Genomic DNA, 22,261 nt, shown 5'->3' on the forward strand with positions numbered 1-22,261 from the left:
GGCGGTGGTCCATTTGCCCGCGGTGCCGCGGTGGTGCGCATGGCAGATGGCGACGGCCAGCGCATCGGCGGCGTCAGCCGTCGCATCGCAGCCCGGCAGCAGGCGGCGCACCATCATCTCCACCTGCCGCTTCTCGGCGTGGCCTGCGCCCACCACGGACTTCTTGATGTGATTGGCGCCGTACTCGAGGACCGGCAGGCCGAGCTTGGCCGGCGCCATCAGGACGGCGCCGCGCGCCTGGCCCAGCTTCAGCGTCGAGGCCGGGTTCTTGTTGACGAAGGTCTCCTCGACGGCGGCCTCGCGCGGCTGCCATTGGCCGATCACGGCGGCGATGCCATCGAACAGCTGGCACAGGCGCTGCGCCAGCGGCCGGTCCTCATCGGAATGCACCACGCCGTTGGCGACATGGACCAGCCGGTTGCCTTCGGCGTCGATCACACCCCAGCCGGTATTGCGCAGCCCGGGATCGAGACCGATCAGGCGCATGGCATGCCGCTGCGGGAGTGTTGCCGCCCTTCCGTCATCCCGAGCGCAGCGAGGGATCTCCTGCCGATGAGGCACGGTGCGCCATTCGCGGGAGATCCCTCGCTGCGCTCGGGATGACGGACGTGAGCGCTGGCCATCGACCATGCCCTATGGCTAGCCCGCGAGGCGGGCGAGCGTGTCTTCGGAGACCTCGAAGTTGGCGTAGACGGACTGCACGTCGTCGCTGTCCTCGAGCATCTCGATCAGCTTGAACAGCGTCTGCGCCGTGTCGGCGTCGATCGCGGTCGCGCTCTTGGGCCGCCACACCAGCTTGGCGCTGCTGGGCGCCCCCAGCGATTTCTCCAGCGCATCGCGCACGGCGCTGAAATCGTCCTGGGCGCAGACGATCTCGTGATGGCCATCCTCGCCCTCGACGGTCTGCACGTCCTCGGCGCCGGCTTCGATCGCCTTCTCCATGATGTCGTCGGCGCTGCCGGCCGCCAGCGGATAACGGAACTCGCCGACGCGATCGAACATGAAGGACACACTGTTCGTCTCGCCGAGATTGCCGCCGTACTTCGTGAAGGTCGAGCGCACGTCGGAGGCGGTGCGGTTGCGATTGTCGGTCAGGGCCTCGACGATCACGGCGACGCCGCCCGGTCCGTAGCCTTCGTAGCGCACCTCGACATAGTTGTCGGCAGCATCGGCGCCGGCGCCACGCTTGATGGCACGGTCGACCGTGTCCTTGGGCATGTTGGCCTCGCGCGCCGCAATCACGGCCGCCCGCAGGCGGGGATTGGCCGCCGGGTCAGGCATGCCGCTGCGCGCCGCCGTCGTCAGCTCGCGGATGATCTTGGTGAACACCTTGGCGCGCTTCGCATCCTGGGCGCCCTTGCGGTGCATGATATTTTTGAACTGGGAATGGCCGGCCATGCGCGGTCCCGAAATCCTGTATTTGTCGGTAGTGGGCTATACCATAGGGGGCGGGCCGCGCCTATCGGCGCTGCCGCCTCGCCGGCGTCTGGTAGCGCGGGACCGATGCGGACCGCAAGAGCCGAGATGCCGCCGCGGGCCACGAGGGAGGTGTCGTTGGATATCGTCTTCCTGTTCTACGACGGCATGACAGCGCTGGATGCCATCGGGCCGTGGGAGGTGCTGTCGCGCCTGCCCGGCGCCCGCGCGCGCGTCGCCAGCCCCAACGGTGGCCGGATCGCCGCCGACACCGGCCTGGCCTTCGATCGCTGCGCCCCGATCGCCGACCTGCAGCGCGCCGACGTGCTGCTCGTTCCCGGCGCCGGCGATGTGCGGCCGCTGCTGCAGGACGCGCGCGTGCTGGACTGGGTGCGCGCCATCGACGCCACGACGCGCTGGACGACCTCGGTCTGCACCGGCGCGCTGGTGCTGGGCGCCGCCGGGCTGCTGCGCGGCAAGCGCGCGACCACGCATTGGGCAGTGCTCGACAGCCTGCGCAAGCACGCCGCCACGCCCGTCACGGCGCGCATGGTCGAGGCCGGCAAGATCATCACCGCCGCCGGCGTCTCGGCCGGCATCGACATGGCGCTTGCGCTGGCGGCGCGGCTTGCCGATCCGATCACGGCGCAGGCCCTTCAGCTCGCCATCGAGTACGACCCGCAGCCACCGTTCGACAACGGCGCACCCGCCAAATCCACCCTGGAAATATTGAACCGCAGCCGCGCCCTGCTGGCATCGGCGCCGGCCCGGCCCGGATCCTGAGGGCGCGCAAAAAAAGGGCGGGGGTACGAGACCCCCGCCTAAAAAACGTCGGAACCGTGGTTCCGACGCCCCCTCTAACCGTGAATTCCGGCGAACGGTCGGGTTAAAAACCGTTCAATAACAATGACTTTTGATTCTTTTTGCGACGTCGTCAACAGGGAAGTGCAACCTACTGCCCCTGGGGTTGTCGCATGATAGGAGCATACAACATCCTGCGTTAATGTGGCATTGCGATGGCGGACTGGCTGGCCCGGCTCCCATTGCGAACCCAGATTCACTCGATCAGCCCCTCCAAGCCTCATTCAATAGATGAGGAAGATTTTTTATCGATCTGATCTTCATGGATTTTATTTTTGCATATCGACCTAAGTTTTTAATTGCACAATACCTGCATAACAACATTCTCGCTCCTTCCTGCAATCCGCCTTCCGCATTGATCGAGTGTCATCTCTTAATGTATTGATTTTTAATGATTATAAGTCAGAGACCTCGAGATTTGCGCCAAGACGGAGCGGCTTGACGGTCACCGCCAGGCCGGTGCGGTCGTCGGTCTCCACGAAGATGCCACACAGGGTTGCAGCCCCTTCCGCCGGTGCCAGGCGTTCGCCCGGCAGCTTGCGGATCATGCGCGGCATGGCGATCTCCTTCTTCATGCCGATGATCGAGTCGTAATCGCCGCACATGCCGGCGTCGGTCTGGTAGGCCGTGCCGCCGGGCAGGATGCGCGCATCGGCCGTGGGCACGTGCGTATGCGTGCCGACCACGAGCGAGGCGCGGCCATCGCAGGCATAGCCGATGACCTGCTTCTCGCTGGTGGCTTCGCCATGCACGTCGATCAGGATGAAGTCGGCCGTCGCGCCCAGCCGATGCAGCTTGAGCTGGGCCTCCAGGGCCTGGAAGGGATCATCCAGCGGATCCATGAACAGCCGCGTCATGACATTGATGACCACGACCCGCTTGCGGGCGGCCGTCTCGTACATGCCGCTGCCGAAGCCCGGCGTGCCGGGCGGATAGTTGACGGGCCGCAGCAGGCGCTTGTCCTGGGCGATGTAGGCCTGAATGTCCTTCTGGTCCCACGAATGATTGCCGCCCGTGATGACGTCGACGCCGGCGGCATGCAGATCCTCGCAGATCCGGCCGGTGATGCCGAAGCCGGCAGCCGCGTTCTCGCCGTTGACGACGACGAAGTCCAACCCGAGGCGGACGCGCAGCGCCGGCACCTCGCGGATCACGATATCGCGGCCTGAGCGCCCGACGATGTCGCCGCAGAATAGAACCTTCATGGCCCCAGCATATCCGGTTCCCAGGGTCCGGTGCCACCCATCGGCATGACCGGTCTGCGTCGTCCTGCTCGCGGGAGCGGCCGCTCTGCGTCATAGTGCATGGTGGAGGAACACCATGGACGCGACAACACAGCGCCGTTGGGGCGATCAGATGCTTGCCCTGCTGGCCGCCAATACCACCCAGATGGCCGACCGGGAGTACGTGCAGCCGGTGGCCGACTACGTCGATCCCGGCCATGCCCGCCGCGAGCGTGACCTGCTGTTTCGCCGCACGCCGCTGATCGTGGCGGCGTCCGACGAGCTGGCCAGGCCGGGCGAATTCCGCACCGTCGACATCGACGGCATGTCGGCCGTGATCGTGCGCCAGGACGATGGCTCGCTGCGCGCCTTCCACAATGTCTGCCGGCACCGCGGCTGCCGCGTGGTCGACGCCGAGTGCGGCACGGCGCGCACCTTCACCTGCAAGTTCCACAGCTGGGTCTACGGCGGCGACGGCACGCTGCGCCACGTCCCGATGGCTGAAGGCTTCCCGGGCATCGACCGCGCGCAGCGCGGGCTGGTGCCGCTGCCGGTGGCGGAGCGGCATGGGCTGGTCTGGCTGCTGCCGACCGCAGGCCTGGAGCTGGATCTGGACGCGTTCCTCGGCCCGATGGGACCCTGCCTGGCCCAGCTCAAGATGGAGGACGCCGCCGTCTTCCGTTTTGAGCGCTTCCCGGAGAAGATGAACTGGAAGCTGGTGGTCGACACCTTTCTCGAGCTCTACCACCTGCCCTATCTGCACACCAAGACCGTGGGCCGCTTCATCGAGGGCAAGGGCGCGCTGCACGAGCAGTTCGGGCCACACAGCCGCTTCATCGCACCGCGCAAGAGCTTCGTGCCCGCCCTCCGGGACATCCCGCCCGAGCAGCGCGATGTCGCCGAGCACAGCGTCGTCATCAATCGCGTGTTCCCCAACGGGATCGTGATCTGGCAGCGCGACCACGTCGAGTTCTGGACGGCAGTGCCGGATGGCGACGACCCCAACCGGTGCATGGTGCGCCTGTGGCTGCTCAGCCCGGAGAAGGTGGTCAGCGAGGCCGAACGCGTGCGCTGGGACAAGAACTGGGAGATCCTGCGCGGCACCGTCCAGGTCGAGGATTTCCCGATGGCCCGCACCATCCAGCAGGGCTTCTCCAGCGGCGCCCAGGACCACGTGATCTTCGGCCGCAACGAGCTTGGCCTGCACGAGTTCCACCGTTCGCTGAAGGAGGCGTTGGCCGCCGCGTGACGCGCCTCATGCGAAGGCCAGCAGGCGGCGGTCGGTCAGCAGCCAATCGAGCCTGTCGTCATGCGGGCCGCGCGGCACGCGATCGACGCGTTGCGCCTCGAAGCCGACGCCGATGGCGATGACCCGCCGTCGCGCACGCAGCTCCAAAAGCGTGCGATCGTAGTAGCCGCCGCCATAGCCCAGCCGATAGCCGTCGGCATCGACAGCCAGGAACGGCACCAGCAGGGCGTCAGGCTCGACCTCGGGCGCCGCCGCTGCCGGCTCGGACGTGCCGAAGGGCCCGCCGACCAGCAGCGTGCCAGGGGTCCACTGCCGGAAGCGCAGCGGCGCGGCCGCGGCCGGCGTCACCGGCAAGCCCACCGCGTAGCCGTCATCGTGCAGGGCCCCCAGCAGCGGGCGCAGGTCGATCTCCTCGCCCATTGGCCAGAAGCCGGCGACCACCGTGGCGCGGCCATCGGGGTGCGGCGTGAGCACCGGCTGCTCGCGCCGCCAGGTCGCAGCCAGCGCCGCGCCCGCCGCCGCCCGATCCGCCGCCGCCACCGCGGCGCGGCGCGCGTGCATCGCCGACCGCAGCGCCTTCTTGTCTTCCTCGACCGTCATGCCCTCACCATGCAAAAGGACACCGCCGCGGTCCAGCGCCACGGAACCTTCCGCACCGGCTCGCGTTGACGTGGCGGCCGGCGAAAGCCGGTTCATCGGCCTTGCTCTTGCGTGGCGTCGGACGGCAGTTCTCCCCCCAAGTCCGAACTCGTCGCGCGAGGGCAAGGCCACCAAACGGGCACAGGGCGGCCATTCCTCAAGCCTTTACAACGCATGCCGCAGCCTGCGGGATAGCTGCCCGCAGCGCGCGCCCTCGCGGCGGCGCGGGGAGCCGAACTCACTTTCGTGGAACGACGCCGTGCCGATCGAAGAAGCCTTCAAGACCCTGTGGGCGCTGGTCGCTACCTATGCGCTGAGCGCTATCGGCGGCATCGCGATCCTCATCGCCGGCTGGCTGATTGCCGGATGGGCCAGCCGCACCACGGAACGCGTGCTGGGCCGCGTGCCGCGCATCGACGGCACGCTGGTCGGGTTCCTCGCGAGCGTCGTGCGCTATGGTGTGCTGGCGCTGGTGGGCGTTGCCGTCCTCAACCAGTTCGGTGTCCAGACGGCCAGCATCATCGCGATCTTCGGCGCCACGGGCCTGGCGATCGGACTGGCGCTGCAAGGCACCCTCTCGCATCTGGCCTCCGGCGCGATGCTGCTGCTGTTCCGCCCTTTCACCATCGGCGATCTGGTGCAGCTCGGCAGCCACCGCGGTCATGTGCGCGAGCTCAACATGTTCACCACGCATCTCGACACGCTGGACAACGTGCGGGTCATCCTGCCCAACGGCAAGGTATGGGGCGACATCATCCAGAACCTCAGCACCAACCCTCGCCTGCGGGTCGCGGCCAGCTGCGTGGTGCCATGGACCCAGGACCTGGAGAAAGCGCGCGCCGCCGTTCTGAAGGCCGCGGCTGAGACCCCGGGCATGGCGGCCGACGCCGCTCCCACCGTCAGCGTCACGGTGATGGATGCGGCCGGCGCGACGCTGCGGGTCGAAGCCTGGGCCGAGCCGGCCCAGGCCGACCGTGCCACCGAGGCCCTGGGCTGGCAGATCGCGCGCGCCGTCGATGCCCTGCGCCGCGATGCCGCCGGCCGCGCCGCCTGACGTCAGCCGGCGTCATCAGGGCAGCGACCGCAGCTGCGAGAGAATGAAGCGCGTAACCGCCTCGTAGCCGCGGGCGGTGAAGTGGACCTGGTCCGGCTCGCGGTTGTCCGTCACGCAGACACCACTGCGCTCGGTCAACGGCCGCAGCGAAACATGGCGTGCCTGGCGCAATCCCAGGCGCGACAACGTCTCCTCCTGCAGCGCATCCACCTCGCGCACACGGTCATCGGACAACGTCGTGTGCCCCGGCAGGATGCATGGCGGTCCGACCCACAGCACCTCGCGCCCGCGCTGCACCAGGTGGGTCACGATGCGTTCGACCTGATGCGTGTAGGCGACGCTGTTCTCGAGCCCATATTCGAGGCTGTCGTTGGTGCCCAGCACGACCACGACATGGGTCTGGTTGTTGATGCCCGGCGTGTCCTCCCAGTAGTACTGGACCGACCCGCCGATCACCGCGTGCCGCACCCGGACCTTGAAGAACGGCGCCAACCCGACCGCGAAGCTGTCGCCCAGCAGCGCGATGTTGGGCGGCGGCTCGGCCTGCACCGGCCAGGCCCAGGCGGACGCCAGCAGGACCATCAGGAAACGCCCCAGCAAGGTGCATCCTCCGGCCGCGATCGAACGCGCGACGCGCATGATGAGTCATCAGCTCGTGGTTGCGGAAGCGCTTCCCTCACGCATCAGGTCTGCACCGGGGCCACTTTCCGCCGGGTGACCAAGCGTCAGCCGACTTGACCCGTCACGACGATGATCTCGGCGCTGGCCGGCAGAAACGGGCTGTGGTCCCAGTCGCCATACCAGGCCAGAGCCGCCAATCCGGCCTGCGCCAGCAGGCCGGCCAGATGCGCCTGGCTGATGAAGCGGATGCGGCTACGGCCGATGCGCTCCACGCCGGTGTCGAGATAGCGATCATGCTGGGCGATATCGACGATTCCAGTCTCGATATCCGCCACGGCATCGAAGAACTCCTCGATGCGCCCGTGCTCGGGTGTCTCGACCACCGAACGCGTCTGCTGTGGCGTCCAGTGGCGCCATGCTTGCGCCGCTGGATACGGGTCTCGAAGGCAAAGCGCCCGTCACGTGCCAAGTGCCGCGCCACATTGCCGAGCGTCGCCAGGACGTCCTCGTCGCTCAGCAGCGTCTGGAACGCATGACCGGTCATGTAGATGAGATCGAAGCGGCACGGCAGTTCCAGGCTCTGGCCACTGCCCTTCACCCACCGGACATTCTCGGTCCCAGGCCGTGTCCGGGCCACGCGCAGCATGCCGTCGGCTGGATCCACCCCGACCACGTCGCAGCCCTCCGCCGCGATACGACAGGCAAGCATGCCCGTGCCGCAACCGAGATCGAGCACGCGGCCGCCTGTCTGGCGCGCCAGGTCGAGGTAGAACGCATCGCTCGCCGACCACCGGTTGAAGTGGTCGTAGATGGCGGCCGAGGCTTCGTCCTCGAAGACCTGGTCGGCGCCAGTCACGCGCTGCTCACAACCGATAGACCCGGCTCGCCGTGCCGCTGAACAGCGCTGCCTTCTCGGATGCCGAGGCGGCGGCCGCCAGACGCTTGAAGGCATTCCACAGCACGGCGTAGCTGCACGTGATCTTGTCGACCGGGAAGTTGCTCTCGAACATGCAGCGGTCGGCGCCGAAGGCTTCGATGCAGGTGTCGACCCAGGGCTTCCACGCAGCGGCAAGCGCCTGCGACGGCGACGGCGCATCGCGCTTGTGGAAATCGAAGACACCGATGCGCATGCCCAGCCCGCCCAGCTTCACCACGACGTTGGGGCAGCCTGCCAGCGCCCGCATCGAGGCCGTCCAGCGCGCGAACGTCTCGTCCGTTTTGCCGGCATAGGGACCGTAGCCTAGCGGGCCGCCGACATGATCGAGGATGATGGTGGTGCCGGGGAACGCACGCGCGAGATCCAGCAGATCGTCGAGCTGCGGATGGTAGAGCCACGCGTCGAACGTCAGGCCAAGCGGCGCCAGGCGTGCATAGCCGGCGCGAAACCCTGAATCGCGCAGCAGGCCCTGCGGCGGATTGGTGTGGCTGTTGCGGATGTCGGCGCTCGGGTCCCAGCCGGCAGCGTGCCGGATGCCACGGAAGCGCCCGCCGCCGGCGCGGACATGCGCTTCCAGCACCGGCGCGACGCGGTCGCCCAGGGCGAGGTCAGCAAAGCCCACGATGCCGGCGCAAAGCCGCGTCTCTCCATAGCCGCCGCTGGCGCTCATGGCCGCGACGCCATTGACGAACTCGGTCTCGCCCACCGGCTGCAGCGCCTCGGGCCCGCCGGCCTGGTACATGGCCATGCATTCGACGAAGACGGTGGCGGTCACGTTGTGGCCGCTGCCCGTGTCATCAAGCAGGTCCGACATCAGGTAGCGATGGTCGGGCCGCTCCCACAGATGATGATGCGGATCGACGATCGGCAGGCTCGGCTCCAGCGCATCCTCGTGCCACTTCGCAAGCCAGTCGGCGTTGGGCGGGAACACGTTGCCGAGGCGAGGCGGCGCGGCTTGCGTGGTCATCAGGCATCCTCCAGGTCTTGTTGCCGGAGGAGCCTGCCACAGCAAAGCACCGATAACGCAGGAAAAGATTGTGGGGCGGCACCACGTTGGCCGTTCGCCGTGTCTAACCTCTGTGGCCTGCAAACGCAGGTGGGCGCCGTGTGGCCAAGACCAGGGTCAAGGCCAGGGACAGCTCCCTAGAGGAGAGCATTGGCCCCAGGGTTCAGTGCGGCTGACGCACCACGCAGACATCCGCCCCGCTGCAATGTAGGGGCGGCGCATCCATTCGGCAACCGATCGTGGCGCGGCGTTCGCGCGCGGTGCGCTAGCGAACCTCGGAGCGCACGCCTGCAGTCGCCCATAGCGCAAGCAAAGGACGAGACGATGAGCCCGGCACTGCGCGTCGATGCGGGCGCGACGTCCGCGCTCCGCCGCCAAGCGCAATGCGCTAGGCAGCGGCCACCTTGCGCGCGATGGTGTCGATGCGGTTCTCCAGCCGGGAGAACAGCTCCTCCACCGGGATGGTCTCGCCCACGGGCGGCGGCGCGTCGGCCTCAATCGCGGCGCGCGCTTCGGCGAGCTCCGCCTGCACCGTCGCCACCTCGCGCTGGGCCTCCTGGACCCGGTCGGCCATCATCAGGGCCACGAACACCAGCAGCTTGGCTTCCGGCGCATTGGGCATCTGGATGCGCAGCTCGGTGAGGCACGCGTCGACCTCGGCGGCCAGCGCATGCGTGCGGTCCTCCTGGCCATCGCCGCAAGCAAGGTCATAGCTGCGGGAGCCGATACGAATGGAGATCTGGGGCATGATACGATTCTCTCGAGGGGGAGTGTCGTTCTTCATTTCTGACGTGAAGACTGTCGCCGAAGCCTCCTCTTCGGTCAACGTTGCTGGTCGTCGGCCAGCAGCGTGCGGATGTGTTCCATGGCGCGCTCAAGCCGCGCCTCTACGTCGGTCGCCACGCGCTTGAGCTGCTCGTGGTCCTGTTCCAGCCGCGTGAGCTTGGCTGCGAGCTCGTCGGCGCGTTCGGTCTCGACCCGCAATCGGTCCTCAACCATCCGCTCCAGACGGCTGAGGGCAGTGTTCACCTTGCCCTTCGCTTCGTCGAGTTTCGACATTGCCTGCATTCCCAACCCGCTCGATCCTATAGCTTGCGCATAAGCATGAAGCTCAAGGACGGAAAGGTCAATATCTGGCGGTAAAACCCTGATTTCGTCCACTATATCTCGTGGGTTGTCCACAGAGAAACACCAACGCGCAGAGTTCGGTCGCGGCAAAAGGCGGATTGACGCCACAGCGCATGGCCGGCATTTTGCGGCCGCCTTCCGAGGCCCGGGCGGTATAACCGTGCCGGCATGCCCACCGACGTCGATCAGGGGTCAGATGCCCGATAACCCCGCCCCCGGGGCGGACACGCCGTCCGTTACCCACAACGCCATGGCCAACGCCATCCGGGCCCTGGCCATGGACGCCGTCCAACAGGCCGACTCAGGCCATCCCGGCATGCCGATGGGCATGGCCGACGTCGCCACGGTGCTGTTCACCAAGTTTCTGAAGTTCGATCCCCTGGCGCCGCGCTGGCCCGACCGCGACCGCTTCGTGCTGTCGGCCGGCCACGGCTCGATGCTGCTGTACGCGCTGCTGTATCTCACCGGCTATCCCGACATGACGCTGGATGAGATCAAGCGCTTCCGCCAGATCGGCTCGAAGACCGCCGGCCATCCCGAGTATGGCCACGCGTCAGGCATCGAGACCACGACCGGCCCGCTCGGCCAGGGACTGGGCAATGCCGTCGGCATGGCATTGGCGGAACGCGTGCTGGCCGCCCGTTTCGGCGCCGGCATGGTCGACCACTACACCTATGCCATCGTCGGCGATGGCTGCCTGATGGAGGGTGTCGGCCAGGAAGCGACGACGCTGGCCGGCCATCTCGGGCTGGGCCGCCTGATCGTGCTGTTCGACGACAACGGCATCTCGATCGATGGGCCGACCTCGCTGTCGACGTCCGAAGACCACCTGATGCGCTTCGCCGCCGCGAACTGGCATGTATCGCGCGTCAACGGCCATGACCCGGCCGAGGTCGAGGCCGCGATCAAGCACGCGCGCGCGGTCACCGACCGGCCATCGCTGATCGCATGCCGCACCACCATCGGCTTCGGCGCACCGACCAAGGCGGGCACGGCGGCAACGCACGGCTCGCCGCTGGGCAAGGACGAAGTCGCCGGGGCCCGCGCCAAGCTGGGCTGGCCTTATCCGGCCTTCGAGGTGCCGGCACCGATCCTCGATGCCTGGCGCGCCGTCGGCCGGCCCGGCGCGGCGCGGCGCGCCGACTGGGAGAAGCAGGTGGCGGCGCTGCCTGAGGCCGACAGGCTGGAATGGAACCGCCGCCAGTCCCGCGCGTTGCCGGAGTCGCTGGCGCCCGCCATCGATGCCTTCAAGACGAAGGTCGCGACGGAGAAGCCGGCGTGGGCAACGCGCAAAGCGAGCCAGGAAGCGCTGGAGGTGATCAATCCCCTGCTGCCGGAAACCGTCGGCGGCTCGGCCGACCTCACCGGCTCGAACAACACCAAGACCGCGACGATGGCGCCGATCAAGCACGGCAGCTACGACGGCCGCTACGTCTACTACGGCATCCGTGAGCACGCGATGGCTGCGGCGATGAACGGCATCGCGCTGCACGGCGGCGTCATCCCCTATGGCGGCACGTTCCTGGTGTTCACCGACTATTGCCGGCCATCCATCCGACTGTCGGCGCTGATGCAGCAGCGCGTCATCTACGTCATGACGCACGATTCGATCGGCCTGGGCGAGGATGGCCCCACACACCAGCCGGTCGAGCAGCTGGCAGCCCTGCGGGCCATCCCCAACCTGCTGGTGTTCCGTCCCGCCGACGCGATCGAGACCGCGGAGTGCTGGGAGCTGGCGCTACGCACGACGGAGCATCCCAGCGTCATCGCGCTCACGCGCCAGAATGTGCCGACGGTGCGCGGCGCCGGCCAGGAGAACCGGTCGGCCAAGGGCGCCTACATCCTGGCCGGCGCGGCGGCGGACAAGGTGCGGCTGATCGCCACCGGCTCGGAGGTCCACCTCGCCATGGCGGCGCGCGAGGCGCTCGCCAAGGACGGCATCGCCGCCGCCGTGGTATCGATGCCGTCGTGGGAGCTGTTCGAGCGGCAACCCGCCACCTACCGGGCGGAGGTGCTGGGCGCGCCCGGCACCGCGCGCGTCGCCTGCGAGGCGGCCAGCGGCTTCGGGTGGGAACGCTGGCTGGGCACCGACGGGACCTTCATCGGCATGTCGGGCTTCGGCGGCTCGGGCAAGTACCAGGATCTCTACAAGCTTTTCGGCATCACGTCCGACGCGATCGCCGCAGCCGCGAGGACAATGGTCACAAGAATGGCGTAGTCGCGCGCGACGGCTGCGCGATACGATCCGCAACGAATGGAGGGTTCATCATCATGGCTGTTCGAGTTGCCATCAACGGCTTCGGCCGTATCGGCCGCAACGTGCTGCGCGCCATCATCGAGTCGGGCCGCAAGGACATCGAGGTCGCCGCCATCAATGATCTCGGCCCGGTCGAGACCAACGCCCACCTGCTGCGCTTCGACTCGGTGCATGGCCGCTTTCCCCACGAGGTGAAGGTCGACGGCGACTCGATCGACGCCGGCCGCGGCAAGATCAGAGTCACGGCCGAGCGGGATCCGTCCAAGCTGCCGCACAAGGACATGGGCGTCGACGTGGCGCTGGAATGCACTGGCATCTTCACCAGCAAGGACAAGGCCTCGGCGCACCTCGCCGCCGGCGCCAAGCGCGTGCTGGTGTCGGCGCCGGCCGACAATGCTGACCTCACGGTCGTCTACGGCGTCAATCACGAGAAGCTGACCAAGGAGCACCTCGTGGTCTCCAACGGCTCATGCACGACCAACTGCCTGGCGCCGGTGGCCCAGGTGCTGAACGAGGTGGTCGGCATCGACAAGGGCTTCATGACCACGGTGCACGCCTATACCGGCGACCAGCCCACGCTCGACACGCTGCACAAGGATCTCTACCGCGGCCGCGCGGCCGCGCTGTCGATGATCCCGACCTCGACCGGCGCCGCCAAGGCGATCGGCCTCGTGCTGCCGGAGCTCAGCGGCAAGCTCGACGGCGTCTCGATCCGCGTGCCGACCCCCAACGTCTCGGTGATCGACCTCAAGATCGTCGCCAAGAAGAAGACCACCAAGGAAGAGGTCAACGACGCCATCCGGCGCGCTGCGGGCAACAAGCTCAAGGGCATCCTGGGCTTCACCGACAGCCCGAACGTCTCGATGGACTTCAACCACGACCCGCACTCCTCGATCTTCCACATGGACCAGACCAAGGTGATGGACGGCACGCTGGTGCGCGTCATGAGCTGGTACGACAACGAGTGGGGCTTCTCCAACCGCATGAGCGACACCGCCGTCGCCATGGGCAAGCTGGGCTGACCTTCGCGCCGCCAGCGCCAAGACCGCGAGGGCCCCGTCCATGACGGGGCCTTCTTCTTTGAGGGCCGTGCAATCCCCTTCTCCGGCCGGCCGGCTTGGGCCATGCTCGATCAGCCCGCCCTCGCTTGCCGAACCCGAGCCGCTTCGTTGAACGACAACGTCATCGCCCTGCCACGACCGCGCCGCCATGCGGCCCCACCGCGCCACGACGCGGTGGTCGTGCGCGTGCATGGCTGGAAGCACGTGGCCGCCGCCCTGACCGCCGCCCGCGAAGCGGAGCGGCCGGTCACGCTTCTGGCGCCGCCCGGGGCCACCTACACCGGCGGCGTCGGCTTCTGGGCCGCCATCGAGAAGCGTCGGCGGGAGCTGTTCGCCGATGTCGACGCGGCGCTGATCGTCGACTGCGACGGCGCCCCCGGCCATGTCATGGCGGCGCTGCGGGTCGGCCTCAAGCGGCTGATCTTCGACGGCAACGCCGCCGCCCATGCGCGGCTGGCCGATATCGCCGCCAAGCACCGTGCCCACCTGCTGGAGCGGCCACAAGCGACCCTCGACCTCGTCCACGAGAAGGACGCCCTGCGCGCCTGCCGCCGGCTGCTCGCGCCGGGGCAGGCTTAGGAGATCATGATGCCATTGATCGTGAAGGCGCTGACGCCCGAGGCGTTCGCACCCTACGGCGACGTGCTGACCGCGCCCGCCGAAGCCGGGCGGCAGTATTTCGAAGCCGGCCTGGGCAACCTGCGCCCCGGCGCACATGCCAGCCTCTCGATGGTCAATCGCGCGCCCATCGACGGGCTGCCGCTGGAGGTGACGCTGCTGGAGCGTCACGAGTTCTCGTCGCAGACCTTCGTGCCTACCGACGCGTCGCGATGGCTGATCATCGTCTGCCCGCACGCGCCCGGCGGCGGGCCCGATGCCGCGCAGGCTATCGCCTTCGTGGCCAGCGGCGGGCAAGGCGTCACCTACCGTCCCAACACCTGGCATCACGGACTTACGGTGCTGGACCGACCGGCGAGCTTCGCCGTCTTCATGTGGCGCGACGGCACGCAGGGCGACGAGGAGTTCGTGACCGTCGAGCCGTTCACGGTCGCAGCGCCGGGCTAAAGGCGCTTGCTTGCGCATCACGGAGATAGCGGAGGTTCCCCCACCATGGCTTGGCAGCCCCAGCGTGACTTCATCGGCTATGGCGCCCATCCGCCGGATCCAAAATGGCCGAACGGCGCGCGGCTGGCGATCAACTTCGTGATCAACTACGAGGAGGGCTCGGAGCCCTCGATGCAGGATGGCGAAGGCCGCACCGAGACCGGGCTCACCGAGGCCTGGGGACGTGCGCCGGAGCTCAAGGCCGGCCGCGACCTTGCCGGCGAAGGCATGTTCGAATACGGCAGCCGTGTCGGCTTCTGGCGCCTGATGCGGCTGTTCCAGGAACGCAGCCTGCCGCTCACGGTCTTCGGCTGCGCGCTCGCCCTGGAGCGCAACCCGCCTGCGGCGCAGGCGATCCGCGATTCAGGCTTCGATGTCTGCTGCCACGGCTGGCGCTGGATCAACCATTTCGAGCTCAGCGAGGCCGAAGAGCGCGAGCACATCGAGAAGGCCGTCGCGTCATTGCAGAAGACGGTCGGCGAGCGGCCCCTTGGCTGGTACTGCCGCTATGGACCCAGCGTCAACACGCGCCGGCTCGTGGCGGCGGAAGGCGGCTTCCTCTACGATTCCGATTCGTATGCCGACGAGCTGCCCTTCTGGCAGACGGTCGATGGCAAGCCGCATCTGGTCGTGCCCTACTCCCTCACCAACAACGACAGCAAGTACGCCGGCTGGATGGGCACGGGCGAGCAGTGGTTCTCCTTCATCCGCGATGCTTTCGACATGCTGCATGTCGAGGGCGCGGCCCAGCCCAAGATGATGTCGGTCGGCCTGCACATGCGCCTGATCGGGCACCCCGCCCGCGCCGCCGGCCTGCAGCGGCTGCTCGACCATGTCATGCAGCACAAGGATGTATGGGTCACGCGCCGCGCCGACATCGCGCGTCACTGGATTGCCACACACCCCTATCCAGGCAAGGGCCTCAACGAATGATGGCCTGCATCTTCTGTCATCGGAACGCAGCCGGGAGTGACAGAAGGTGCCCCAGGGGTAGCCATGCGCCTGTGCGATGACCCTGCGGATAGACAAATACCCCTTGCATCGCTAAGAAAACGCCGCATTTTCAGCGTGCCGTGATGTCCACCTGCCCCGGTGGGCTGTCGCCAAAATCGATGCAAGGAGTGACACCGTGAAAATCACCCGGACGGTCAAGAAGATCCTCGACAACTACGAAAGCGACAATCCCGGCACCAAAGGCAACCTCGCCCGCATGCTCATGCACGGCAAGCTGGGTGGCAGCGGCAAGATGGTGATCCTGCCGGTCGACCAGGGCTTCGAGCACGGGCCGGCGCGGTCCTTCGCGCCCAACCCGGACGCCTACGATCCGCATTATCACTACCAGCTCGCGGTCGACGCCGGGCTCAATGCCTATGCCGCGCCGCTGGGTCCGCTGGAGGCCGGCGCCGACAGCTTCGCCGGCGCGATCCCGACCATCCTCAAGGTCAACAGCGCCAACAGCCTGTCGACCAACAAGGACCAGGCCGTGACGGCTTCGGTGAAGGACGCGCTGCGCCTGGGCTGCGCCGCGATCGGCTTCACCATCTACCCCGGGTCGGAAGACCAGTACGCGATGTTCGAGGAGATCCGCGACATGGCCAGCGAGGCCAAGTCCTACGGACTGGCGGTCGTGGTCTGGTCCTATCCGCGCGGCGGCAAGCTCGACAAGGCCGGCGAGACGGCGATGGATGTGTGCGCCTACGCCGCCCACATGGCGGCACTGCTGGGCGCGCACATCATCAAGGTGAAGCCGCCGACGGACGTGCTGTGGCAGCCCGAGGCCAAGGCGGTCTACGAAAAGCAGAACATCGACATCTCGACCCTGCCCAAGCGCATCGCGCACGTCATGCAGGCCGCGTTCAACAACCGGCGCATCGTCGTGTTCTCGGGCGGCGAAGCCAAGGACCTCGACGGGCTGTACAACGAGATCCGCGGGCTGCGTGACGGCGGTGCCAACGGCTCGATCATCGGCCGCAACACGTTCCAGCGCCCGCGCGATCAGGCGCTCGACATGCTCGACAAGATCATCGCGATCTATCAAGGCAAGATGTGACGCGCACCGGCAGCGGTGCTGACATGGACACCCCGGAAACGGCCCGCTGCCGGCTCTATCTGATCACGCCGCCGTCGATCGCGCATCCGGCGCTGTTCGCCGACGAGCTGCGCGGGGCGCTCGATGGCGGCGATGTCGCCGTGCTGCAGCTGCGCCTCAAGGAGGTGCCGGACGACGTCGTCGCACGCACGGCCGACGTGCTGCGGCCGATATGCCAGCAGCGCGGTGTCGCCTTCATCATGAACGACCGGCCCGACCTGGCCCTGAAGCTCGATTGCGACGGCGTGCATGTCGGCCAGCAGGACGCGCCCTACGCCGATGCGCGCCGCCTGCTCGGCCCCGACCGCATCGTGGGCGTCACCTGCAAGGCATCACGCCACCTGGCGATGGAAGCCGCCGAAGCCGGCGCCGATTATGTCGCCTTCGGCGCCTTCTTCACGTCGAGCACCAAGGAAGCGACCACGCCCGCTTCGCCCGATATCCTGGCGTGGTGGAGCGAGATCATGACCGTGCCGTCGGTCGCGATCGGCGGCATCACGGCCGACAATTGCCGGCCGCTGGTCGAGGCCGGCGCCGATTTCCTTGCCGTCGCCAACGGCGTCTGGGCTCATCCCGACGGGCCGACGCAAGCTGTCCGCCGCTTCAACGCCGTGTTCGACGCCTGCTTTCAGTGAGCTACGACTGTCATCCCGAGCGCAGCGAGGGATCTTTCCGAGAAGGCGCACGGTGCGTCGTTCGGAAAGATCCCTCGCTGCGCTCGGGATGACAGCAACCCTCAATAGGTCAGCGCCTCACCGTCGAAATTGAAGAACCTGCCCGAATCGGCGGCCTTCAAGCCGGCGATCACCTTGGTCATGCTGGCGACCGACTGCGGCGGCGTGACCGGCGCCTGCGCCCCGCCCATGTCGGTCGACACCCAGCCCGGGTGCAGCACGACGCAGGTGATGCCCCGGCCCTTCAGGTCGACCGACAGGCTCTTCCACCCCATGTTCAGCGCCGACTTGCTGGCGTTGTAGGCATAGCGCCCGCCGCCGTCGTTGAGCGAGATGCTGCCCAGGCGGCTGGTGATCGCGATCATCAGACGCAGCTTGGACGATGCGACATGCTCGACGAAGGCTTCCGCCAGCTTCACCGGCGCCAGGGCGTTGGTCAGGAATGTCTGCGCCCACACGTCGGGATCAATCGTGCCGAGATCGCCGGCCGCCTGGCCGGCAATGCCGGCATTGGCCAGCAGCAGGTCGATCGCCTCGCCGCGCAGCGACTGGGCCAGCGCCGCGATGCCGCCCCAGTCCGTCGCCTCGAGCTTGTGGCGGCGCACATCGCCTGCCACCGCCGTCAGCTCAGGCGCCTCGGGCTGGCGCGCGCAGGCATGCACCCGCCAGCCGGCGCCAGCGTAGTGCTTCACGAACTCGAGCCCCAGCCCGCGGTTGGCGCCCGTGATCAGCAATGTTGGCATCTCGATCTCCTCAGAAGACTCAGGTCCGCCAGCTGGGGTCCTTCTCGTCGAGCAGCCGCAGCAGCGCGGGCCATTCGCGGGTGGTCGCGCCGCCGCCGATGCCGGCGGCGCCGCCCTCCCACTGCCGGGCGGTGTGCTCCATCACCTGGCCGGGCGGCTGGCGCACCTTGCCGGCGGCCATGGCGTCGATCTGGGTGCGGCACGCCTGCTCGAAATAATACAGCCGGCGGAAGGCTTCGGCGACGCTGCGGCCGAGCGTCAGCACGCCGTGGTTGCGCAGCACCATCAGGTCGCGATCGCCCAGATCCGCGACCAGCCGCCGGCGCTCCTCGAGATCGAGCGCGAAGCCCTCGTAGTCGTGGTAGGCGACGCGGTTGTAGAACTGGAAGCCGGCCTGCGTGAGCGGCATGAAGCCCGCCTCCACGGTCGAGACCAGCGTGGCGTAGTGGCTGTGGACGTGCAGGACGCAGACCACGTCCTCGCGCGCCTCGTGCACGGCCGAATGGATGACATAGCCGGCCGGGTTGATCTCGTACGGCGTCGGCTCGCAGAGATTGCCCTTGATGTCAATGCGCACGAGGCTCGACGCCGTGATCTCGTGGTAATTGTGGCCGTACGGATTGATCAGGTAGCGGTCGTCCTGATCGGGCACGCGCGCCGTGACGTGGTTGTAGATCAGGTCGTCCCAACCGAAATGGCGGATCAGGCGATAGGCGGCGGCCAGGTCCAGCCGCATCTGCCACTCGGCCTCGCTGTATCGGCTGCGTTTGGTCGTGTCGACGACGGACCGTGACGCCGCGGTCATGGCTGTCCTCCCGGAAGTGTCCTGGAGAGGAGCCTAGTCCGCGGCCAGCGCCCCTGTCATCGCCGTCTTGCGGTCAGCGTAGCCCGCTGTCATGCCGAGCGCAGCGAGGGATCTCCTGGAGCAAGGCGCATGGTGCGCTATTCGCACGAGATTCCTCGCTGCCCTCGGGATGGCAATCTTGATTCACTCGCCGCGCTTCAGCAGGCGTTGGCGGTCGCGCTGCCAGTCACGGGCCTTCTCGCTGTCGCGCTTGTCGTGCTGCTTCTTGCCCTTGGCCAGGCCCAGCTCGACCTTGGCCATGCCGCGGTCGTTGAAGAAGATCGAGAGCGGCACCAGGGTGTAGCCCTCGCGCTGGATGGCGCCGGTCAGCCGGCTGATCTGGCGGCGGTGCAGCAGCAGCTTGCGCTTGCGCCGCGGCTCATGGTTGAAACGGTTGCCCTGGGTGTATTCCGGGATATAGGCGTTCACCAGCCATAGCTCATCCCGCTCGACGGCGGCATGCGCATCGATGATGTTGCTCTTGCCGCCGCGCAGCGACTTCACCTCGGTGCCGCTGAGCGCAATGCCCGCCTCGAGCCGCTCCTCGATGAAATAGTTGTACAGCGCCTTGCGGTTATGCGCCGCGATGCGCCCTTCGATCAGCGTCGGCCGTGCCATGACGTCAACATCCCTGACGGCACGGGCCGCGCCGACAGCGCCGGCGCGGCCCGCACCTGATCTTCTCGTGTCCTAATTCAGCAGCCCGGCATTCACCATGGCGTCGCGCACCTGCTTCCTGGTCGCGTCGGACGGCGCCACCAGCGGCAGGCGCACCTTGCTGTCCGACTTGCCCAGAAGCTCGGCGCCATACTTGACCGGCGACGGGCTGGTCTCGACGAACAGCGCCTTGTGCAGCGGCATCAGCCGGTCCTGGATCTCGAAAACCTTGTCGAGGTCGCGCGCCTTCCAGGCGTCATGCATCTCGGCGCACAGGCGCGGCGCGATATTGGCCGTCACCGAGATGCAGCCATGGCCGCCCTGCGCCAGGAAGCCCACCGCCGAGGCATCCTCGCCCGATAGCTGGCAGAAGTCCTTGCCGATCTTCAGCCGGGTCAGGGTCACGCGGGCCATGTCGTAGGTCGCATCCTTGACGCCGATGATGTTCTTACAGTCGGCCGCCAGCCGCGCCATGGTCTCGATCGACATATCGACCACCGAGCGCGGTGGGATGTTGTAGATGATGATCGGCAGGTCGACGGCGTCGTTGATCGCCTTGAAATGCTGGTAGAGGCCTTCCTGCGTCGGCTTGTTGTAGTACGGCGTGACCACCAGGCAAGCGTCGGCTCCGGCCTTCTTCGCATGGCGGGTGAAGTCGATCGCCTCGGCCGTCGAGTTCGACCCCGTGCCGGCGATGACCGGCACGCCCGTGCCCTTGGCGGCCTCGATGCAGAGCTCGACCACGCGCTTGTGCTCGTCATGGCTCAAGGTCGGCGATTCGCCGGTGGTGCCGCACGGGATCAACCCGTCGGTGCCCTCCTTGATCTGCCAGGACACGAAGTCCTGGAAGGCTTTCTCGTCGACGCCGCCGTTCCTGAAGGGCGTGATGAGCGCGACGAGCGATCCGCTGAACATGATGATCTCCTTGGGCGCGCGTGCCGAAGCCGAGCCTTGATTTAACTCGGCAAACTAGCCCCTCCCCCCGAGAGGAGCAAGCCGGGCCGCCTGAAAATGAGCCACAGGAGGCGGTCAGTCGACGCGGACCAGGCGGAAACCGACATCGCCGCTGCGGGTGCCCGACGCGGCGCTGGCGCGGGCCGCGGCGCGGATGCGCCACGGATCGGCGTTCCATGACCCGCCGCGCGTGGCATGCAGGGCGCAATTGCCGGACGACACGGCGCTGCCGTCCGTCGGCGCCCCGTCATAGCGCGGCGTCCAGCAATCCTCGACCCACTCCGAGACATTGCCCAGCATGTCGTACAGGTGGAAGGCATTGGGCCGGAACTGCCCGACCGGCGCGGTGTAGCTGTAGCTGTCCTGGCATTTGACGGCGGTTTCCAGGACATTGGCATAGGCGCAGACCTGATCGAGGCTGTCGCCCCAATAGCGGGCCGTCGTCGTGTTGGCGCGCGCGGCGTATTCCCACTCCGCCTCCGTGGGCAGGCGATAGGTCTTGCCGGTGATACGGCTCAGCCAGCCGGCATAGGCCTTGGCATCGTGCCAGGTCACGCACACCACCGGATCGCCGTAGGTCTGCTCGAACCCCGGGTTGCGCCAGCACGAATCGCTCATGGAATGCCCGGTGGTCTGCACGAACATCGCGAACTCGCCCAGGCTCACCTCGTACTTGCCGATCGCGATGCTGTGGCCGATCGTCACTGTCCGCTGCGGCCCTTCCGACTCGGTCCAGATCGCCGGCACGCCCTCACGCTGCCGCTCCTCGGGCGTCGAGCCCATCACGAACGCCCCGGTCGGCAGCCGCACCATCTCCGGGCAATCGGCACAGTCCCGGAAGCTCTGGCCCGGCGTCGACTGCGCCGCTTCGCGCCGCTCGATGTCCTGGGTGAGCGCCCGCGCGTCGGCCACATACCGCCCCGCCGGATACCGGCTCAGGTACTCACGCACGGCCGGCATCGTGCCGGCAGCCTTGGCGCGGTTCCAGGCCGCCTCCTCGGCATCTTCCGCATTCCTGCCTGGTTTCGGCGCCGGTACCGATCCGGCCAAGCCTGCGATCCGGTCCATGCCCTCGCTAGCCCAATCCGGCCGCAGAACGCCGATCGCGCCCCCCACCGCGGCCACAGCGGCGACGATGCCCGCCGCGATCCACCAGCGCCGCGTGCCGGCGCGCGCCCGACGTGGCGCCACGATGCCGTCATCGAGCGCCAGCACCTCGCGCATCGACCCGAGGCGACGCTCGGGGTCCGGTTGCAGCATCGCCGTCAGTTCGGCGCGCAGCGAGTCCGGCACTGCCGACAGGTCCGGCAGGCGCTTGCGCTGCTCGATGGCCTGCGCCGGCGTGGGCGCCATGCCAAGCGGACGGCCCAGCGCCGCTTCGGCCAGCACCAGGCCCAGGCTGTAGATGTCCGACCGCTGGTCGACCACGTTGCCGAACAAGCCCATCTGCTCGGGCGAGGCGTACTCCATCTTGCCGGCGAAGCTGCTGCCGATAAGGCTCGTGGCGATGCCGTCGGTCTTCTTGGCGATGCCGAAATCGATGATGGTCGCCCGATCGAGGTCGCCGCTGCGCAGCACGACATTGTCCGGCGACAGATCGCGATGGACGATGTTCTGCGGCTCCTCGACGTGGCGAATGGAATTGGGGGGAATTGTTGGTAACCTTCGCCGAGAGACGGAGCGGGGGTTGGGTTGGACGGGAATCGGGTGCTGGCACTGGGTCTTGGCGTGACGGCGCCGTGGC

At 67.6% G+C, this 22,261-nt stretch carries 23 protein-coding genes, 1 other RNA gene and 2 pseudogenes; 10 read left to right on the forward strand and 16 right to left on the reverse strand.

Annotation, left to right across the window (positions count from 1 at the left end; genetic code table 11):
• Positions 1 to 18: 18 nt before the first annotated feature.
• Both ruvC and FHP25_RS34850 read right to left on the reverse strand, forming a co-directional pair.
• Positions 19 to 486 (reverse strand): annotated as a pseudogene (ruvC, locus tag FHP25_RS34845) (crossover junction endodeoxyribonuclease RuvC); the annotation flags it as partial.
• Between the two features lie 153 nt (positions 487 to 639).
• The gene (locus tag FHP25_RS34850) at positions 640 to 1,398 is read right to left on the reverse strand and encodes a YebC/PmpR family DNA-binding transcriptional regulator (RefSeq protein ID WP_147851608.1); all 759 of its coding nucleotides are present in this window, start codon (positions 1,396 to 1,398) and stop codon (positions 640 to 642) included.
• Between the two features lie 156 nt (positions 1,399 to 1,554).
• Between FHP25_RS34850 and FHP25_RS34855 the strand changes: the two genes are divergently transcribed.
• Positions 1,555 to 2,199, forward strand: coding sequence for a DJ-1/PfpI family protein (locus FHP25_RS34855; RefSeq protein WP_178134016.1), 645 nt, complete (start codon positions 1,555 to 1,557; stop codon positions 2,197 to 2,199).
• Positions 2,200 to 2,672: 473 nt separating this feature from the next.
• Here FHP25_RS34855 and FHP25_RS34860 read toward each other — a convergent pair whose 3' ends face one another.
• The gene (locus tag FHP25_RS34860; protein ID WP_147851609.1) at positions 2,673 to 3,482 is read right to left on the reverse strand and encodes a TIGR00282 family metallophosphoesterase; all 810 of its coding nucleotides are present in this window, start codon (positions 3,480 to 3,482) and stop codon (positions 2,673 to 2,675) included.
• Between the two features lie 115 nt (positions 3,483 to 3,597).
• Here FHP25_RS34860 and FHP25_RS34865 point away from each other — a divergent pair, with 115 nt between their 5' ends.
• Entirely contained in the window at positions 3,598 to 4,749 is a 1,152-nt protein-coding gene (locus FHP25_RS34865; RefSeq protein ID WP_147851610.1) for an aromatic ring-hydroxylating oxygenase subunit alpha, read from the forward strand.
• A gap of 6 nt (positions 4,750 to 4,755) precedes the next feature.
• Here FHP25_RS34865 and FHP25_RS34870 read toward each other — a convergent pair whose 3' ends face one another.
• Entirely contained in the window at positions 4,756 to 5,349 is a 594-nt protein-coding gene (locus tag FHP25_RS34870; protein WP_147851611.1) for a 5-formyltetrahydrofolate cyclo-ligase, read from the reverse strand.
• A 298-nt stretch (positions 5,350 to 5,647) separates the two neighbouring features.
• Between FHP25_RS34870 and FHP25_RS34875 the strand changes: the two genes are divergently transcribed.
• Complete coding sequence (locus FHP25_RS34875) at positions 5,648 to 6,442, forward strand: mechanosensitive ion channel family protein (protein WP_178134017.1); 795 nt, start codon at positions 5,648 to 5,650, stop codon at positions 6,440 to 6,442.
• Between the two features lie 15 nt (positions 6,443 to 6,457).
• Here the strand turns inward: FHP25_RS34875 and FHP25_RS34880 are convergent, their stop codons facing one another.
• From FHP25_RS34880 to FHP25_RS34905, 7 genes and pseudogenes are all read right to left on the reverse strand, one after another.
• Positions 6,458 to 7,042, reverse strand: coding sequence for a DUF459 domain-containing protein (locus FHP25_RS34880; RefSeq protein WP_178134018.1), 585 nt, complete (start codon positions 7,040 to 7,042; stop codon positions 6,458 to 6,460).
• Between the two features lie 125 nt (positions 7,043 to 7,167).
• Complete coding sequence (locus FHP25_RS42095) at positions 7,168 to 7,446, reverse strand: hypothetical protein (RefSeq protein ID WP_231712587.1); 279 nt, start codon at positions 7,444 to 7,446, stop codon at positions 7,168 to 7,170.
• A 98-nt stretch (positions 7,447 to 7,544) separates the two neighbouring features.
• Positions 7,545 to 8,015, reverse strand: a pseudogene (locus FHP25_RS42755) (class I SAM-dependent methyltransferase); the annotation flags it as partial.
• Entirely contained in the window at positions 7,927 to 8,967 is a 1,041-nt protein-coding gene (locus FHP25_RS34890) for an amidohydrolase family protein (RefSeq protein ID WP_147851615.1), read from the reverse strand. The gene FHP25_RS34890 and the pseudogene FHP25_RS42755, both read right to left, overlap by 89 nt.
• A gap of 74 nt (positions 8,968 to 9,041) precedes the next feature.
• Positions 9,042 to 9,198: non-coding RNA, 6S RNA (gene ssrS / locus FHP25_RS34895), on the reverse strand.
• 196 nt (positions 9,199 to 9,394) lie between these two features.
• Positions 9,395 to 9,754, reverse strand: coding sequence for a cell division protein ZapA (locus FHP25_RS34900; protein ID WP_178134020.1), 360 nt, complete (start codon positions 9,752 to 9,754; stop codon positions 9,395 to 9,397).
• A gap of 74 nt (positions 9,755 to 9,828) precedes the next feature.
• The gene (locus FHP25_RS34905; RefSeq protein ID WP_147851617.1) at positions 9,829 to 10,065 is read right to left on the reverse strand and encodes a hypothetical protein; all 237 of its coding nucleotides are present in this window, start codon (positions 10,063 to 10,065) and stop codon (positions 9,829 to 9,831) included.
• 265 nt (positions 10,066 to 10,330) lie between these two features.
• Between FHP25_RS34905 and tkt the strand changes: the two genes are divergently transcribed.
• From tkt to thiE, 7 genes are all read left to right on the forward strand, one after another.
• On the forward strand, positions 10,331 to 12,352 hold the full coding sequence (tkt, locus tag FHP25_RS34910) for a transketolase (RefSeq protein ID WP_147851618.1): 2,022 nt from the start codon (positions 10,331 to 10,333) through the stop codon (positions 12,350 to 12,352).
• 53 nt (positions 12,353 to 12,405) lie between these two features.
• Positions 12,406 to 13,413 (forward strand): type I glyceraldehyde-3-phosphate dehydrogenase, encoded by a 1,008-nt coding sequence (gene gap, locus FHP25_RS34915; RefSeq protein WP_147851619.1) that lies wholly within the window; start codon positions 12,406 to 12,408, stop codon positions 13,411 to 13,413.
• Between the two features lie 147 nt (positions 13,414 to 13,560).
• Positions 13,561 to 14,031, forward strand: coding sequence for a hypothetical protein (locus FHP25_RS34920; protein WP_147851620.1), 471 nt, complete (start codon positions 13,561 to 13,563; stop codon positions 14,029 to 14,031).
• A gap of 6 nt (positions 14,032 to 14,037) precedes the next feature.
• Positions 14,038 to 14,517, forward strand: coding sequence for an ureidoglycolate lyase (locus tag FHP25_RS34925; protein WP_147851621.1), 480 nt, complete (start codon positions 14,038 to 14,040; stop codon positions 14,515 to 14,517).
• 45 nt (positions 14,518 to 14,562) lie between these two features.
• Complete coding sequence (locus FHP25_RS34930) at positions 14,563 to 15,489, forward strand: allantoinase PuuE (RefSeq protein WP_147851622.1); 927 nt, start codon at positions 14,563 to 14,565, stop codon at positions 15,487 to 15,489.
• A 196-nt stretch (positions 15,490 to 15,685) separates the two neighbouring features.
• Entirely contained in the window at positions 15,686 to 16,606 is a 921-nt protein-coding gene (locus tag FHP25_RS34935) for a class I fructose-bisphosphate aldolase (RefSeq protein WP_147851623.1), read from the forward strand.
• A gap of 23 nt (positions 16,607 to 16,629) precedes the next feature.
• On the forward strand, positions 16,630 to 17,280 hold the full coding sequence (gene thiE, locus FHP25_RS34940; RefSeq protein ID WP_147851624.1) for a thiamine phosphate synthase: 651 nt from the start codon (positions 16,630 to 16,632) through the stop codon (positions 17,278 to 17,280).
• 101 nt (positions 17,281 to 17,381) lie between these two features.
• Here thiE and FHP25_RS34945 read toward each other — a convergent pair whose 3' ends face one another.
• The 5 genes from FHP25_RS34945 to FHP25_RS34965 form a co-directional block, all read right to left on the reverse strand.
• Entirely contained in the window at positions 17,382 to 18,062 is a 681-nt protein-coding gene (locus FHP25_RS34945) for an SDR family oxidoreductase (protein WP_147851625.1), read from the reverse strand.
• A gap of 19 nt (positions 18,063 to 18,081) precedes the next feature.
• Positions 18,082 to 18,867, reverse strand: coding sequence for a class II aldolase/adducin family protein (locus tag FHP25_RS34950; RefSeq protein ID WP_147851626.1), 786 nt, complete (start codon positions 18,865 to 18,867; stop codon positions 18,082 to 18,084).
• Positions 18,868 to 19,050: 183 nt separating this feature from the next.
• Positions 19,051 to 19,524 (reverse strand): SsrA-binding protein SmpB, encoded by a 474-nt coding sequence (gene smpB / locus FHP25_RS34955; RefSeq protein WP_147851627.1) that lies wholly within the window; start codon positions 19,522 to 19,524, stop codon positions 19,051 to 19,053.
• 72 nt (positions 19,525 to 19,596) lie between these two features.
• Positions 19,597 to 20,478 carry a 4-hydroxy-tetrahydrodipicolinate synthase gene (gene dapA / locus FHP25_RS34960; protein ID WP_147851628.1) on the reverse strand — a complete coding sequence of 294 codons (882 nt, stop codon included), beginning with the start codon at positions 20,476 to 20,478 and terminating at the stop codon, positions 19,597 to 19,599.
• Positions 20,479 to 20,592: 114 nt separating this feature from the next.
• On the reverse strand, positions 20,593 to 22,261 hold a 1,669-nt coding region (locus FHP25_RS34965), incomplete at its 5' end, for an SUMF1/EgtB/PvdO family nonheme iron enzyme (protein WP_147851629.1).

The organism is Vineibacter terrae, from assembly GCF_008039615.1.
Taxonomy (GTDB): domain Bacteria; phylum Pseudomonadota; class Alphaproteobacteria; order Reyranellales; family Reyranellaceae; genus Vineibacter; species Vineibacter terrae.

Excerpts from the sequence above, each read along its gene's own strand:
- FHP25_RS34945 (WP_147851625.1), bottom strand. The coding sequence starts at position 18,062 with ATGCCAACATTGCTGATCACGGGCGCCAACCGCGGGCTGGGGCTCGAG.
- dapA (WP_147851628.1), bottom strand. The coding sequence starts at position 20,478 with ATGTTCAGCGGATCGCTCGTCGCGCTCATCACGCCCTTCAGGAACGGC.
- FHP25_RS34930 (WP_147851622.1), top strand. The coding sequence starts at position 14,563 with ATGGCTTGGCAGCCCCAGCGTGACTTCATCGGCTATGGCGCCCATCCG.
- gap (WP_147851619.1), top strand. The coding sequence starts at position 12,406 with ATGGCTGTTCGAGTTGCCATCAACGGCTTCGGCCGTATCGGCCGCAAC.
- FHP25_RS34925 (WP_147851621.1), top strand. The coding sequence starts at position 14,038 with ATGATGCCATTGATCGTGAAGGCGCTGACGCCCGAGGCGTTCGCACCC.
- thiE (WP_147851624.1), top strand. The coding sequence starts at position 16,630 with ATGGACACCCCGGAAACGGCCCGCTGCCGGCTCTATCTGATCACGCCG.
- FHP25_RS34950 (WP_147851626.1), bottom strand. The coding sequence starts at position 18,867 with ATGACCGCGGCGTCACGGTCCGTCGTCGACACGACCAAACGCAGCCGA.
- tkt (WP_147851618.1), top strand. The coding sequence starts at position 10,331 with ATGCCCGATAACCCCGCCCCCGGGGCGGACACGCCGTCCGTTACCCAC.
- FHP25_RS34865 (WP_147851610.1), top strand. The coding sequence starts at position 3,598 with ATGGACGCGACAACACAGCGCCGTTGGGGCGATCAGATGCTTGCCCTG.
- smpB (WP_147851627.1), bottom strand. The coding sequence starts at position 19,524 with ATGGCACGGCCGACGCTGATCGAAGGGCGCATCGCGGCGCATAACCGC.
- FHP25_RS34870 (WP_147851611.1), bottom strand. The coding sequence starts at position 5,349 with ATGACGGTCGAGGAAGACAAGAAGGCGCTGCGGTCGGCGATGCACGCG.
- FHP25_RS34850 (WP_147851608.1), bottom strand. The coding sequence starts at position 1,398 with ATGGCCGGCCATTCCCAGTTCAAAAATATCATGCACCGCAAGGGCGCC.
- FHP25_RS34890 (WP_147851615.1), bottom strand. The coding sequence starts at position 8,967 with ATGACCACGCAAGCCGCGCCGCCTCGCCTCGGCAACGTGTTCCCGCCC.
- FHP25_RS34905 (WP_147851617.1), bottom strand. The coding sequence starts at position 10,065 with ATGTCGAAACTCGACGAAGCGAAGGGCAAGGTGAACACTGCCCTCAGC.
- FHP25_RS34900 (WP_178134020.1), bottom strand. The coding sequence starts at position 9,754 with ATGCCCCAGATCTCCATTCGTATCGGCTCCCGCAGCTATGACCTTGCT.
- FHP25_RS34860 (WP_147851609.1), bottom strand. The coding sequence starts at position 3,482 with ATGAAGGTTCTATTCTGCGGCGACATCGTCGGGCGCTCAGGCCGCGAT.